Genomic DNA, 14,397 nt, shown 5'->3' with positions numbered 1-14,397 from the left:
CGGGGACGTGCGCGGGTCAGGCCGCCAGGGCGGGCAGCGGCTTCTCGTAGAGCCAGGCGTGCAGCAGCGGGCGGGCCTGGCCGCCGGCGCTGCGTTCGGCGTGGGCGAGGAACGCGGCGGTGGTGGCGCTGGCGCCCCGGTGGGCGCCGTGCCAGCCGCGGAGCACCTCGAAGAACCGCTGGTCCCCCACGGCCCGGCGGAGCGCGTGCAGGGCGCAGGCGCCCCGGACGTAGATCCGGTCGTCGAAGATCCGGCGCTGGCCGGGGTCGGCGATCCGCAGGTCCTGCGGCCGGGCGTGCAGCGCGCGCCATTCGTGGTGGGCGATCTCGTCGGCGGTGTCCTCGCCGATGTGCTCGGACCAGAGCCACTCCGCGTAGGTGGCGAAGCCCTCGTTGAGCCAGATGTCGCGCCAGTCGCGCAGGCTGACGCTGTTGCCGTACCACTGGTGGGCGAGTTCGTGCGCCACCAGGGTCTCCGCACCGCGCTCCCCGTCGATGTGGTTGCTGCCGAACACCGACCGGGTCTGGTTCTCGACCGGGGCGGCGAGTTCGGCGTCGACGACCACCGCGCCGTACGCCTCGAACGGATAGCGGCCGAAGAGCGCGCTGAAGGCCCGGAGCATCTCCGGCTGGCGGGCCAGGTCGTGGGCGGCCCGCTCGGCCATCCACGACGGGTAGGCGTTGTGCAGGGCGATCGGCGGGTGGTCCGGTCCGACCCGGACGGTGTCGCTGTCGTGCCGGAACCGGCCGGTGTAGAGCGCCGCGAGGTACGGGGCCATGGGGCCGGGATGGTGGTAGGTCCAGCACTCGTGCCGTCCGCTGCGGCGGCGTTCGAGCAGGGTGCCGTTGGCGAGCGCGTGCTGGCCGGGCGGGACGCTGATCCGGAAGGTGAAGGCCGCCTTGTCGTCCGGGCGGTCGTTGCAGGGGAACCACGACGGGGCGCCGAGCGGCTGGGAGGCGACCATCGTCCCGTTGTGCGGGTCGCCGGTGCGGTCCCAGCCGATCGGGCCGAACGGGGAGCGCACCGGCTTGGGCCGGCCGCGGTAGCCGATGTCCACCGCGAAGCGGGTGCCGGTGGGGAGCGGGCGCGGGGTGTCCAGGTAGAGCTTCCCGTTCTGCTGGCGGCTGCGGACCCGGGTCCCGTCGATCCGGGCGGTGTGCACCGAGAGCCGGGACAGGTCCAACTCCACCCGTTCCAGGGGCTGGTTGGCCACCGCCTCGATACGGGCCCGCCCGTCGAGACCGCCGTCGGCCGGCCGGTAGGTCAGGTGCAGGTCGTAGGAGACGGTGTCGTGGGCGTAGGTGCCGTGCCGCGGGAAGTAGCGGTCGGGGAACGGCCCGGCCGACTCGTCCGCGACCGTCGCGGCGAGCGGGAGCAGGGCGGCGCCCCGGATGAGGGAGCGCCGACTGCATCGGGTCACGCGGCCGCACCTCCTCCCGCGAGGGCCGCGGCGGGACGGGCGGGGCGTTCGCCGGCGATCGGGTTGCCGGCCCAGCGGGTGTGGGCGGGGACGCTCTCACCGCGCATGACCAGCGAGGACGGTGCGATGGAGGCGCGGGCGCCGACCTCGGTCCCGGGCAGCACGATGCCGTGCGGGCCCACCGAGGAGCCCTCGGCGAGGCGGACGGTGTCCAGCCGCATGATCCGGTCGTGGAAGAGGTGGGTCTGCAGGACGCAGCCGCGGTTGACGCTGGCGCCGTCGGCGACGGTGACCAGGTCGGTCTCCGGCAGCCAGTAGCTCTCCAGCCAGACCCCGCGCCCGATCTTGGCGCCGAGCGTGCGCAGCCACCAGTTCAGGACCGGGGTGCCGGTGAAGGCGCCGGCCATCCACGGCACGGCGAGGGACTCGACGAAGGTGTCGTAGAGCTCGTTGCGCCAGACGAACGCGGACCACAGCGGGTGCTCGCCGGAGGTGAACCGGCCGACCAGCAGCCACTTGGCGATCGTGGTGGTGAGCAGTGCGGTCAGCCCGGCGGCCAGCAGCAGCGGGGCGCCGACCAGCGCGGCGAGGCCGAGCCCGCCGGAGGCAAAGGCGTCCTGCTCGGTCAGCAGCACGCCCTCAGCGAGCGCCACACCGCAGATCAGCGGCAGGATGCGGCACAGTTCGACGGCGGCGCGGGCCAGCACCAGGCGGCGCGGCGGGGCGAAGGTGCGCGCCGGGTCGGCCTGGGCGGCGACCCGGGGCAGCGGCATCGCGGGCCGGCCGAGCCAGGAGGTGCCCGCCTCGCCCTGGGCGGGGGCGTTGGAGAGCACGCCGATCAGGCTGTGGTCGGCGACGTCGTGGCCGGGGTCGACGATGCCGGAGTTGCCGACGAAGGCCCGGCGGCCGATCCGGACGGTGCCCAACCGCAGCCAGCCGCCGCGGAGTTCGAAGGGCGCGACCAGGGTGTCGTCGGCGAGGAAGGCGCCGTCCTCGACGTGCAGCAGGGAGGGCAGCGGCAGCACGGTGGAGATCTCCGCGTGCTTGCCGACCTTGGCGCCGAGCAGCCGCAGCCAGTGCGGGGTGGCGAGGCTGGCGTAGAGCGGGAAGAGGCTGCCGCGGGCGCCGTCCAGGAGGCGGGTGATCAGCCAGGCACGCCAGGCGACGCCGCCACCGGCCGGGTGGTGTCCCGGGGTGAGCCCGCGGCTGAGGATCCGTACCGTCGCGGCGGTCACCAGGATCGAGCAGCCGGTGGTGACGATCGCGAAGACGGGGGCGGCGGCCAGCAGGCGCAGCGTCGCGTCGGCGAGTGTGGCGCAGTCCCGGACGAGGAAGTAGGCGCCGATCAGCGCGGGGGCGGTGGTGAGCAGGGCCAGCAGCGGCAGGCCCAGCAGCGCGAGCCCGTAGGCGGCGGTCCAGCGGCGGGAGCGCTGGTGGTGCGGGGCGGGCCAGGCGGTGTCGGCGATCCGCTCGGCGGCGTCGGCCGGGCGGGCCGGGGAGCCGGTCCAGCGGTCGCCGTCGGGGATCTCGCCGTCCAGGCAGCCGCCGGCGGCGAGTTCGGCGCCGCGGCCGACGACGGCGCCGGGCATCAGCATGCTGCGGTGGGCGACGCGTGCGCCGGCGCCGATGCGGACCGCGCCGAGGTGCAGGGTGTCGCCGTCGAGCCACCAGCCGGAGATGTCCGCCTCGGGTTCGACGCTGCAACCGTCGCCGAGTTCGGCGAGGCCGGTGACCGGCGGCATGGTGTGCAGGGCCACGTTCCGCCCGGTGGTGCAGCCCAGGGCGCGGGCGTAGAGCCGGGCCCAGGGGGTGCCGAGCAGGGAGGGGACGCCGAAGGCCGCGACGGTGCGTTCGGCGGTCCACAGCCGCAGGTGGGTGGCGCCGCCGCGCGGGTAGGCACCGGGTTTGATGGAGCCGGCCAGCGCCCGGGCGGCCACCGCGCCGATCGCGCACCGCATGGGCGCGCTGAAGAGCACCACCCAGCCCACGACCACCAGCCACCAGGCGGTGTGCGGGGCCCAGACGTGCGGTGCGAGCAGCCCCAGGACGTTGTCGGCGAGCGCCAGCCCGACCAGGCCGCGCAGCCCGGCGATCCCGTAGAGGGCGGTCTGGACGAGGAGTTGGACGGCGGCGGCGCGGCGCGGGACCGGGCGCACCGGGCGCACCTCGTCCACCGGGCCGCCGAGCGAGTCGAGGTGCTCGGCCATGTCGCGGAGCACCGGATTGCGGTAGAGGTCGGCGACCGAGACGCCGGGATGGTGGACGCGGAGCTGGGACGCCATCCGGGCGGCGACCAGGCTGGTGCCGCCGAGGGAGACGAAGTCGCTGTCCAATCCGGGCCGGACGCCGAGGAGTTCCTCCCAGATGCCGGCGAGGCGGGCGGCGGTGCCGTGCAGGGCCGGGTCCGCGCCACCGGCACCGGTGTCGACCGGGGCGGACGGCAGCGGCCAGGGCAGCGCCTTGCGGTCGACCTTTCCGGAGGTCCGGGTGGGCAGGGCCTCGACCTCGGCCAGGACGGGGACCAGCTGTGCCGGCAGCCGTTCCGTCAGCAGCGCGCGGGCCTTGTCGTGCTGGAAGCTGGAGCTGTCGGCGCTGCGCTGTACGGGGACGACGTAGCCGACCAGCACCTGGGTGCCGGCCGGGGTGGTCTGGACGGCCGCCGCGGCGCCGCGGACGCCGGGCAGGGCGGCGAGCGCCGCGTCGATCTCACCCAGTTCGATCCGGCGGCCGCCGATCTTGACCTGGTCGTCGGCGCGGCCGACGAAGAGCAGGCCCCCGCGGTCGGCGCGCACCAGGTCGCCGGTGCGGTAGGCGCGGGAGGTCCGCAGGACGTCGTCGGGCCGGTACCGCTCGGCGTCCTTGACGGGGTCGAGGTAACGGGCGTTGCCGACACCGCCGATGAGCAGTTCGCCCTCCTCGCCGTAGGGCACCGGCTGCCCGCTGCGGTCGACGACGGCGAGCTGCCAGCCCATGAGGGGCAGGCCGATGCGGACCGGCCGGCCCGGCAGGAGGCGGGCGGCGCACGCGACGACGGTGGTCTCGGTCGGGCCGTAGGTGTTCCACATCTCGCGGCCGGGGGCGGCGAAGCGGTCGACGAGCCCGGCGGGGCAGGCCTCGCCGCCCACGATCAGCAGCCGGACCCGGCGCATCGCCTCGTCCGGCCAGAGCGCGGCGAGGGTGGGCACGGTGGAGACGACGGTGATGCCGCGCTCGACCAGCCAGGGGCCGAGTTCGTGGCCGGCCCGGACCAGCGAGCGGGGGGCGGGGACCAGGCAGGCGCCGTGCCGCCAGGCGAGCCACATCTCCTCGCAGGAGGCGTCGAAGGCGACGGACAGCCCGGCCAGCACCCGGTCGCCGGGGCCCAGCGGCCGGTCCTGGCAGAAGAGGGCGGCCTCGGCGTCGACGAAGGCGGCGGCGGAGCGGTGGCTGACCGCCACGCCCTTGGGCGCACCGGTCGAACCCGAGGTGAAGATGATCCAGGCGTCGTCCTGGGGGGCCGGGGGAAACGGCGCGCCGGCGGGCCGGGCCAGGCCGGGCGGCGGCACGTCCGGGCCGAGGACGGCGCAGACGGCGGCCTCCCTGAAGACGGTGGCGGCCCGCTCGTCGGGGTCGTCGGCGTCGACCGGTACGTACGCGGCTCCGCTGCGCAGGACGGCGAGGATGGACAGGTACAGCTCGGCGGTTCCGGACGGCACGCGGACTCCGACCCGGTCGCCGGGGCCGATCCCGCGTGCCCTGAGCTGCCCTGCGCGGCGTTCGGTCTCCGCGCACAGGTCGCGGTAGCTGATCGCCTCGGAGCCCGTGTCCAGGGCGATCGCCTGGGGATGCGCGGCGGCGGTGGCGTCGAGCACGTCGAGCAGGGTCCGCGCGGCGGGGGTGCCGGCGGTGCGGTATACGGCCCGTTCGGGCACGGGCTCGGACGGCTCGAAGGACGATTCGAGAAGGGGCGACGACATCGGTATGCCTCTGTTCGGTGCCGGTGGGTGGAAGACCCTCGGACATTCGCCCCTACAGATGCCGCTGACCAGGAACGGGTTCGCCAGTCGTTGGCCCGATCTGCAATTCGAACACGCTGTGAACGGGGTGTCCGGCCGCCTGGGCAGGCAGCACCGGGAAACCGACCATGGCGCCCAACCACGGCGTGGGGAAGAATTGACTCCGGGCGGAGATTGTTTTCGGCACCGCCCTTGCGGAGGCATAAAACCGCAGGTCAAGGCCCGGTCATCGATCGGTCACGGGCCGCCCGGTCAAGCCTTCGCCAAACGTTTGCATCCTCCCGCGCCTCTTCATGGACTTCTCACGACGGTCTCATCGTGCTGTCACGCCGACGCCATACCCTCGAAACGCCACCGCCACACACCGGTGCGCCGCCAACACCCCCCGGCGGCAGGTCACTTGAAGATGTTCACCGCGCGGGCCACGACCAGGACGACGGTCAGCAGCGAGACCGCGGACTGCAACAGCATCAGCAGCTTCGCCCAGCGGGTCAGCGGCATCACGTCGGTCGGGCTGAACGCGGTGGCGTTGGTGAAGGACAGGTACAGATAGTCGGCGAACTGCGGCTCCCAGTGCTCCGGCGCCAGCTCCGGGTTGGCCATCTGCGGGAAGAGGAAGTCCGGGTAGCGGCGCACCGCGTGGACCCGGGCGACCGGTCCGCCGCGGTCCCACTCCCAGTACCAGAGCGCGAAGACGATCACGTTGGTGAGCCAGATGGCGCCGCCGGTGGCCAGCAGCGGCCCGGCGTCCTCGCCCTCCGTGCCGCGCACCAGGCCGATCACCAGATGCACCGCGCTCCAGCCGTTCGCCGCGCTGATCATCGCGATCAGCGCCAGCCCCACCCACCGGTACGGCCGGGAGACCCGCTCGATACGCACCGGGTCCGCCGCCACCAGCATCAGCAGCAGCGCGACCTCCAGGACCGGCAGCAGCCACTCCGGGTGGATCGTCAGCCGCTCCGGCAGCAGCCACTGGAGCGCCACCGCCGCCAGCACCGCCACCGTCGACGGCCAGCGGGGTTCGCCGCGGGTGACCCGCCGCCAGGCCGGCCGCAGCCGCCGCCCGGCCGCCTCCATCCCGGACACCGCGGGCGCCAGCAGCTCCTCGATGCGGTCCAGCCGCTCGGCCGCGGTGCCGTCGTCGCCCGTCTCGGCGGGCCCCGGTTCCTGGGACATGCGGTTCATGCTCACCCGAGGTCGGGACGGTGTCCAGCAGCTCGACCAGGCCGGCTGCGTGGGAAGCCGCGAGGTTAAGAACAGATCAAGAACTTGCATATTCGCGCAAGTACCCTTGTGGTGGAGCTACACTCCCAGAGGTTCGCGCAGCGGACACCTCATTCGGTGGCACAGCCCGGTGCCCCGGCCGGAAGGAGGCGAGAGACATGGACTGCAGTAGTCCGGGCCGTGAACGGCCCCCCTTCCGCCTGCCCTCGCATTCTTCCGGCACGCGGTAGCCACCTCCCCCGCGCGGCCTCGGCCGCCTCGCGCCCCGTGCGGCCCACCGCCGCCACGGGACGCCGCACTGCGCCCCCGCGCAGGAGGGACGGCTGCCTCGCGCCCCCAACTCCCCTCTCTTCAGAGGGACTTGGGACGCTCCCGAGGAGGTGCTGCCATGCACACCCTGACCATCGTCGACTTCCTGATCCGACTCGCCACCGGCGTGGCCTGCGGCGCGCTCATCGGCGTCGAACGCCAGTGGCGCGCCCGCATGGCGGGACTGCGCACCAACGCGCTGGTCGCCGCCGGCGCCACCCTCTTCGTCCTCTACAGCACGGCCGTCGGGGACCCCGGCAGCCCGACCCGGGTCGCCTCCTACGTCGTCTCCGGCATCGGCTTCCTCGGCGGCGGGGTGATCCTGCGCGACGGGGCGGGGGTGCGCGGGCTGAACACCGCCGCCACCCTGTGGTGCTCGGCCGCGGTCGGCGTGCTGGCCGCCTCCGGCCGGCTCGAACTCGCCGTCGTCGGCACGCTCGCCATCCTCGCCGTCCACCTCGTCCTGCGCCCGGCCGGGCGGCTGCTGGACCGGGCCCCGGCCTCCGGGTCCGACCCCGACGCGGCCGTGCACGCCACCGTCCACGTGGTCTGCGAGCGCCGGGCCGAGACGCACATCCGCGCCCTGCTGCTCCAGGCGCTCAGCGCGTCCGGCCTGACCCCCGTCGGCCTGCGGGCCAGCCGGGACACCGAGGACACCACCGGCATCCGCGCCACGGCCTCCGTCTCCGGCGACCTCGCCCAGGCACTGGAACAGGTCGTCGCCCGGCTCTCCCTGGAGCCGGACGTCCGTGACCTCCACTGGCACCTCGACGAATCCGGCATCGCCCCCGCGGAACGGGCGCTGGCCTGACGCCCCGACGGGCACCCCACCGCGGACAAGGGGTGCCCAATCCCGCCAGGGCCCAACATTCCCTCAGGAAGCCTGCCGCATAGGGACAATGTGATGTCTCTAGGGAAACACCTAGCAGCCCATCCTCTCTAATCGCTTCAGTGGCCTTGAGTTTCGGAACTGCTCAGCGGGCTTCCGAATCCTTCCGTTTTCCGTTTCCCATCGCGGTGACCGTCAGTCCAGTCGGCGGCACACACCGTGGCGCAGGGGGTATGCACCAACGTGACCAGGCAGTCCTCTCTCCCGCCGCTCGGGTTCGGCGTGCTCGGCTGCGCGGATATCGCCTGGCGCCGCACGGCTCCCGCCCTCGCCGCCGACCCCGACGTCCGGTTGACCGCGTTCGCCAGCCGCTCCGCGGAGAAGGGCCGGCGGTTCGCCGAGCGCTTCGGCGGCACCGCGGTGACCGACTACGCCGCACTGCTGCACCGTCCCGACGTGGACGCCGTCTACATCCCGCTGCCCGCCATGCTCCAGGCGGAGTGGATCGAGCGGGCGCTCACCGCCGGCAAGCACGTCTACGCCGAGAAGCCGCTGTCCGCCGGGGCCGCCGACACCGCGCGGCTGTTCGCGCTCGCCGAGGAGCGGGGGGTGGTGCTCAAGGAGAACGCCATGTTCCTGCACCACAGCCAGCACACCGCGGTGGAACGGCTGCTCGCCGGCGGCGCCGTCGGCCGACTGCGCGGCTTCAGCGCCGCGTTCACCATCCCCCCGCTGCCGCAGGACAACATCCGCAACCACGCCGACCTCGGCGCCGGGGCGCTGCTGGACGTGGCGATCTACACCGTGCGCGCGGCCCTGCGCTTCCTCGGACCGCGCCTGGAGGTGGCGGGCGCGACGCTCCGGGAGGCCGACGGGGTGGTCCGCTCGGGCAGCGCGCTGCTGGTCACCCCCGAGGGCGTACCGGCCCAGCTGACCTTCGGCATGGAGCACGCGTACCGCACCGAGTACGCCCTCACCGGATCCACCGGCCGGCTCCGCCTGGACCGGGCGTTCACCCCGCCGCCCACCTGGCAGCCCGTCGTCGAGGTGACCCGGCAGGACCACCGCGAACAGCTCACCCTGCCACCGGACGACCAGTTCGCGAGGATCGTGGCGGCGTTCGTCCGCGAGGTCCGCGGCGAGGACCCGGCCGAACGGGCCGCCTCCGCCGCGGAGTCGCAGCGGGTGGCCGAGCTGATCGACGACATCGCCGCCCGCGCGGTCCGCACGAAGACGCCGGAGGACGCGCGGTGAGCGCCGAGCCGCGCACCACGGTCACCGCGCTGTCGCTGCCCGGCGTCTACCGCATCGAACCGCGCCCCATCCCGGACCGCAGGGGCCACTTCTACGAGGCGTTCCGCACCGAGGCGCTCAGCGCGGCCCTGGGCCGCCCGTTCCCGATCCGCCAGGTCAACTACTCGGTCTCCCGGCGCGGCACCCTGCGCGGCATCCACACCACGACCGTCCCGCCCGGCCAGGAGAAGCTCGTCACCTGCGTCCGCGGCAGCGCCCTGGACGTCGCCGTCGACCTGCGGGTGGGCTCACCGACCTTCGGGCAGTACGAGGTCACCCGCCAGGACGAGGGTTCCGGCATCGGGGTCCTGATGGCCGACGGCATCGGCCATGCCTTCCTCGCGCTCAGCGACGACGTGTGCATGAACTACCTCTGCTCGGCCGAGTACGTGCCCGGCACCATGATCGATGTGCAGGCCCTGGACCCCGAGATCGGCATCCCCTGGGGCCTGACCGGCGAGCCGGTGATGTCCGACAAGGACCGGGCCGCCCCCACCGCGCGGGAGGCCGCCGCCGCCGGACTGCTGCCCCGCTACGCCGACTGCCTGGCGCAGTACGCCTCGCTCGCCGACGGCGGCCGGGAATGACGTCCGCCAGCCAGCCCCGCGCCACGATTCCGGAGGCCCGCTTGCGCGTCCTGCTGATCACGAGTCCCTCGACCACCCACTTCCTGCCGATGGTGCCGCTGGCCTGGGCGCTGCGGGCCGCCGGCCACGAGGTGCTGGTGGCGGCCCAGCCCGATGTCCTGGACGCGGTGGCCGGGGCCGGGCTCAACGCCGTGCCGACCGGGCGGCGCGCCGGCATCGACGACGCGATGCGCGAACTGCTCTTCCGGCCGGGGCTGCGGCCCTTCGCCTGCCTGGGCCGCTGGACCCCGGAGATGCTGGCCGTCTTCCCACCGGTGTGGCAGCGGCACAGCGCGGACGTGCTGCCGCGCTACCTGGAGCTGGCCCGGACACACCGCCCCGACCTGATCGTCTGCGATGTGATGGAGTTCAACGCCCCGGTGGTCGGCGCCGAGTTGGGCATCCCGGTGGTGCGGCACCGTTACGGCGTCGACCCGCTGCTGAGCGGCATCGCCCCGGCCGCGCGGGACGCCCTGCGGCCGCTGCACCAGGAGTTGGGGCTCGGGCAACTACCGGAGCCCACCGCGGTGCTCGACCCGTGCCCGGCGGCCCTCCAGCTCCCGGACATCGCTCCCGGCCGGCCCGTACGGTACGTGCCCTACAACGGCAGCGGCGTGCTGCCGGACTGGCTGCGGGCGGAGCGGCAGGCCGGCCCGCCGCCGCGCCGGGTGCTGGTCTCGCTCGGCTCGCACACCCTGGCCCTCAACGGCGTCCCGCTGCTGCGCGGCATCCTGGCGGCCGCCGGCGCGGGCCAGTCGGGCGTCGAGGTGCTCGCGACGGTGCCGCAGGCGTACCGCGCGGAACTCGGTCCGGTGCCGGACACGGTGCGGCTGATCGACCCGCTGCCGCTGCACCTGATCGCCGGCGACTGCGCCGCGGTGGTGCACCACGGCGGGGCCGGCACCGGCATGACCGCCGCCGTCCACGGCGTACCGCAGCTGGTGCTCCCCCAGTTCGCCGACGCCTTCGCCTTCGCCGAGCGGCTGGCGGCCGTCGGCGCCGGCCTCGCCGTCGACACCGTCGAGCAGCAGGACGACCCGGAGTTCCTGCGCACGGTACTGGAGAAGCTGCTCGGGGACGCCTCCTACGAGCAGGCAGCCGGTCGGCTGGGGCGCGCCATGGCAGAGATGCCGCCGCCCACCGCCCTCGTCCCGGAGCTGGAACGCATAGCGGCAGGAGCGCCCATATGACCCTCACCCGACGCGCGGACGCCTCCGCCGCCCACCGCCTGGCCCGGTCCGCCGAGGACCTCGCCGGCGCCCGGACCATGACCGCCGAGGTGACGGAGTGGATCGCGCACCGGCGGGCCGCCGAGCACCACCACGTCCGGCCGATCCCGTTCGACGCCCTGGACGGCTGGTCCTTCGACCCCGGCAGCGGCGACCTCGGCCACCGCACCGGGCGGTTCTTCACCGTGCAGGGCCTCCGCGTCACCGGCGGCCCCCCGCCGTTCCCGGCCTGGGACCAGCCCATCATCCGGCAGCCGGAGGCCGGCATCCTCGGCCTGCTGGTCAAGGAGTTCGACGGAGTCCCGCACGTACTCATGCAGGCCAAGATGGAGCCCGGCAACCCCGGCCTGGTCCAGCTCTCCCCCACCGTGCAGGCGACCCGCAGCAACTTCACCGGCGCCCACCGGGGCGCGGCGGTGCGGTACCTGGAGTACTTCGCCCGCCCCGCGCCCGGCTCGGTGCTCGTCGACGTGCTCCAGTCCGAGCACGGCTCGTGGTTCCTCCACAAGGCCAACCGCAACATGATCGTGGAGACCCGCGAGGAGGTCCCCGAGCACGAGGACTTCCGCTGGCTCACCCTCGGCCAGATCGGCGAACTGCTCGGCCACGACAACCTCGTCAACATGGACGCGCGCTCGGTCCTGTCCTGCGTGCCGTCGGCGGACGACGACACGCAGGCGCTGCACTCCGACACCGAGGTGCGCTCGTGGCTGACCGCGCAGCGCGCCACCCACCTGCTGCGGGTCGACCGGATCCCGCTCGCCGAGGTCCGCGGCTGGACCCGGACCGGCACCGCGGTCAGCCATGACGAGGGCCGGTTCTTCCGGGTGGTGGCGGTGGCCGTGCAGGCCGGGAACCGCGAGGTGGGCAGCTGGACCCAGCCGCTGTTCGAGCCGGTGGGCGAGGGCGTGACGGCCTTCGTGACCCGGCGGATCGGCGGGGTGCGGCACCTGCTGGCGCGGGCCAGGGTCGAGGGCGGTCTGCTCCAGTCGGTCGAGATCGGCCCCACGGTGCAGTGCACGCCCGGCAACTACGCCGGAGCGCCGGACGGGCGGCCCCTGTTCCTGGACCTGGTGCGCGACGCCCCGCCGGCCCGCATCCGCTACGCGGCGGTGCACTCCGAGGAGGGCGGCCGGTTCCTGCGGGCCGAGAGCCGCTACCTGATCGTCGAGGCCACCGCACAGGAGGCGCCCGACGAGGCCCCGCCGGGCTTCCGCTGGCTCACACCGGGACAGCTGGCCGACCTGATCCGGCACGGCAACCACGTGAACGTCCAGGCCCGTACCCTGCTCGCCTGTCTGCGCTACGCACCATGGAAGTGAACTCACCGTGAAGGCACTCGTCCTGGCCGGCGGCACCGGCAGCCGGCTACGGCCACTGACCCACACCTCCGCCAAGCAGCTCGTCCCCATCGCCAACAAACCCGTGCTCTTCTACGGCATCGAGTCGCTGGTCGCCGCGGGCATCACCGACATCGGCATCGTCACCGGCGGCACCGCGGCCGAGATCGAGGCCGCGGTCGGCGACGGCTCCCGCTTCGGCGCCCAGGTCACCTACCTCCCGCAGGGCGAACCGCTCGGTCTGGCGCACGCGGTGCTGATCGCCCGCGACTGGCTGGGCGAGGACGACTTCGTGATGTTCCTCGGGGACAACATCGTCGTCGACGGCATCGGGGAGCTCGTCGCGGACTTCCGCACCGCGCGCCCCGACGCCCGGGTGCTGCTCGCCAAGGTCGCCGACCCCTGCGCCTTCGGGGTCGCCGAGCTGGACCCGGAGGGCCGCGTGGTGCGCCTGGAGGAGAAGCCGAGCGCGCCGCGCAGCGATCTGGCACTGGTCGGCGTGTACCTCTTCACCCCGGCCGTGCACCGGGCGGTGGGGGCCATCAGCCCGTCCGCCCGCGGCGAGTTGGAGATCACCGACGCCCTCCAGTGGCTCGTCGCCCACGACTACGTCGTCCGCCCCACCGTGCTCACGGGATACTGGAAGGACACCGGGAACGCCGCCGACATGCTGGAGGCCAACCGCTGCGTGCTGGAGGGCATCGTGCCCGCCCGGCTCGGCAGCGTCGACGCCGCCAGCGAACTGGTCGGCCGGGTCCGGGTGGAACCCGGCGCCCGGGTCGTCCGCTCGCGGATCGTCGGACCGGCGGTGATCGGCGCGGACAGCGTCATCACCGACTCCCACATCGGCGCGTCCACCTCCGTCGGCCGGGACTGCGTCATCACCGGCAGCGAAGTGGAGTTCTCCATCGTCCTCGACGGCTCCCGCATCGACCACGCCGGCCGCATCGAGGGCTCGCTGATCGGGCGGGGCGTGGAGGTCAGCGGCGCGCGCCGGGCACCGCGCGCGCACCGCCTGGTGCTGGCCGACCACAGCCAGGTGCAGCTCACCTCCTGACCGCCCGACCCCGGGGAGACTCCGTCCCATGCGCATCCTCGTCACCGGTGGCGCCGGCTTCATCGGCTCCCACCTCGTCCGCACCCTGCTGGGGCCCGACGGCCTCCAGGAGACCGACCGCGTCACCGTGCTCGACGCCCTCACCTACGCCGGCAACCGCGCCAACCTCGACCCGGTGGCCGACGACCCCCGCCTGCGGTTCGTCCACGGGGACATCCGCGACCACGAGCTCGTCGACCGGCTGCTGCCCGGCCACGACGCGGTGGTGCACTGCGCCGCCGAGTCCCACGTCGACCGCTCGATCGCCTCCGGCACCGCGTTCACCTCGACCAACGTGCTCGGCACCCAGGTGCTGCTGGAGGCGGCGGTCCACCACGGCACCGGCACGTTCCTGCACGTCTCGACCGACGAGGTCTACGGCTCCATCGCCGAGGGCTCCTGGACCGAGGACTCCCCGCTCGCCCCGACGTCCCCCTACAGCGCCTCCAAGGCCGCCTCGGACCTGCTCGCCCTCGCCTACCACCGCACCCACGGCCTGGACGTCCGGATCACCCGCTGCTCCAACAACTACGGCCCCTACCAGCACCCCGAGAAGGTCATCCCGCTCTTCACCACCCGGCTCCTCCAGGGCGGCCGGGTGCCGCTCTACGGCGACGGCACGAACTCCCGGGACTGGCTGCACGTCGACGACCACTGCCACGCGCTCCGCCTGGCCCTGCGCCACGGACGGCCGGGCGAGATCTACAACATCGGCGGCGGCACCGAACTGACCAACCGTGAGCTGACCGACCGGCTCCTTCAGGAGTGCGGCGCCACCTGGGACAGCGTCGACCACGTCGCCGACCGCAAGGGCCACGACCTGCGCTACTCCCTCGACCACGGCAAGGCCACCGCCGAACTCGGCTACCACCCCCGCCACTCCTTCGACCAGGGCCTGCGCGAAACCGTCCACTGGTACCGCACCCACCAGGAGTGGTGGAGCGCATAGGCAGAACTCCCGGGACGCGACCTTCCCTCTGACCTGCTAGAACGCAGGCCAGAGGGAAGATCACGAACCCACCGCCACCTGATTCGG

General features: G+C 73.9%; 10 protein-coding genes. 7 read left to right on the top strand and 3 right to left on the bottom strand.

What is annotated here, in order from left to right; genetic code table 11:
- Positions 1-16: 16 nt before the first annotated feature.
- From ACIQE0_RS02335 to ACIQE0_RS02325, 3 genes are all read right to left on the bottom strand, one after another.
- Entirely contained in the window at positions 17-1,420 is a 1,404-nt protein-coding gene (locus tag ACIQE0_RS02335) for a M1 family metallopeptidase (RefSeq protein ID WP_402328454.1), read from the bottom strand.
- Positions 1,417-5,376: an epsilon-poly-L-lysine synthase Pls gene (gene pls, locus ACIQE0_RS02330; protein WP_402328452.1), complete on the bottom strand. Its 3,960-nt coding sequence runs from the start codon at positions 5,374-5,376 to the stop codon at positions 1,417-1,419. Before pls ends, ACIQE0_RS02335 begins: the two co-directional genes overlap by 4 nt.
- A gap of 435 nt (positions 5,377-5,811) precedes the next feature.
- Positions 5,812-6,591, bottom strand: a complete 780-nt coding sequence (locus tag ACIQE0_RS02325) for a hypothetical protein (protein WP_384104301.1) — start codon at positions 6,589-6,591, stop codon at positions 5,812-5,814.
- A 436-nt stretch (positions 6,592-7,027) separates the two neighbouring features.
- On the opposite strand from ACIQE0_RS02325, the gene ACIQE0_RS02320 reads away from it, so the two are divergent.
- The 7 genes from ACIQE0_RS02320 (at position 7,028) to rfbB (ending at position 14,310) form a co-directional block, all read left to right on the top strand.
- On the top strand, positions 7,028-7,759 hold the full coding sequence (locus ACIQE0_RS02320; RefSeq protein WP_402328450.1) for an MgtC/SapB family protein: 732 nt from the start codon (positions 7,028-7,030) through the stop codon (positions 7,757-7,759).
- 261 nt (positions 7,760-8,020) lie between these two features.
- The gene (locus ACIQE0_RS02315) at positions 8,021-9,031 is read left to right on the top strand and encodes a Gfo/Idh/MocA family oxidoreductase (protein WP_366332990.1); all 1,011 of its coding nucleotides are present in this window, start codon (positions 8,021-8,023) and stop codon (positions 9,029-9,031) included.
- Positions 9,028-9,657 carry a dTDP-4-dehydrorhamnose 3,5-epimerase family protein gene (locus ACIQE0_RS02310; RefSeq protein ID WP_384104308.1) on the top strand — a complete coding sequence of 210 codons (630 nt, stop codon included), beginning with the start codon at positions 9,028-9,030 and terminating at the stop codon, positions 9,655-9,657. Before ACIQE0_RS02315 ends, ACIQE0_RS02310 begins: the two co-directional genes overlap by 4 nt.
- Entirely contained in the window at positions 9,654-10,886 is a 1,233-nt protein-coding gene (locus ACIQE0_RS02305; protein ID WP_402328447.1) for a nucleotide disphospho-sugar-binding domain-containing protein, read from the top strand. Before ACIQE0_RS02310 ends, ACIQE0_RS02305 begins: the two co-directional genes overlap by 4 nt.
- Positions 10,883-12,247 (top strand): NDP-hexose 2,3-dehydratase family protein, encoded by a 1,365-nt coding sequence (locus ACIQE0_RS02300; RefSeq protein WP_402328445.1) that lies wholly within the window; start codon positions 10,883-10,885, stop codon positions 12,245-12,247. The genes ACIQE0_RS02305 and ACIQE0_RS02300 overlap by 4 nt, the downstream gene beginning before the upstream one ends.
- Before the next feature lie 7 nt (positions 12,248-12,254).
- Positions 12,255-13,322: a glucose-1-phosphate thymidylyltransferase gene (locus tag ACIQE0_RS02295; RefSeq protein ID WP_366332998.1), complete on the top strand. Its 1,068-nt coding sequence runs from the start codon at positions 12,255-12,257 to the stop codon at positions 13,320-13,322.
- A 28-nt stretch (positions 13,323-13,350) separates the two neighbouring features.
- Positions 13,351-14,310 (top strand): dTDP-glucose 4,6-dehydratase, encoded by a 960-nt coding sequence (gene rfbB / locus ACIQE0_RS02290; RefSeq protein WP_402328442.1) that lies wholly within the window; start codon positions 13,351-13,353, stop codon positions 14,308-14,310.
- Positions 14,311-14,397: the final 87 nt, after the last annotated feature.

The organism is Streptomyces sp. NPDC093097 (assembly GCF_044754325.1).
Classification (GTDB): domain Bacteria; phylum Actinomycetota; class Actinomycetes; order Streptomycetales; family Streptomycetaceae; genus Streptomyces.
Note: the sequence above shows the minus strand (reverse complement) of the source record. Positions and strands in the feature narration are given on the sequence as shown.

What these genes read in the sequence shown, in the direction of transcription:
- pls (WP_402328452.1), bottom strand. Translation starts at nt 5,376, where the DNA reads ATGTCGTCGCCCCTTCTCGAATCGTCCTTCGAGCCGTCCGAGCCCGTG.
- ACIQE0_RS02325 (WP_384104301.1), bottom strand. Translation starts at nt 6,591, where the DNA reads ATGTCCCAGGAACCGGGGCCCGCCGAGACGGGCGACGACGGCACCGCG.
- ACIQE0_RS02320 (WP_402328450.1), top strand. Translation starts at nt 7,028, where the DNA reads ATGCACACCCTGACCATCGTCGACTTCCTGATCCGACTCGCCACCGGC.
- ACIQE0_RS02305 (WP_402328447.1), top strand. Translation starts at nt 9,654, where the DNA reads ATGACGTCCGCCAGCCAGCCCCGCGCCACGATTCCGGAGGCCCGCTTG.
- ACIQE0_RS02300 (WP_402328445.1), top strand. Translation starts at nt 10,883, where the DNA reads ATGACCCTCACCCGACGCGCGGACGCCTCCGCCGCCCACCGCCTGGCC.
- rfbB (WP_402328442.1), top strand. Translation starts at nt 13,351, where the DNA reads ATGCGCATCCTCGTCACCGGTGGCGCCGGCTTCATCGGCTCCCACCTC.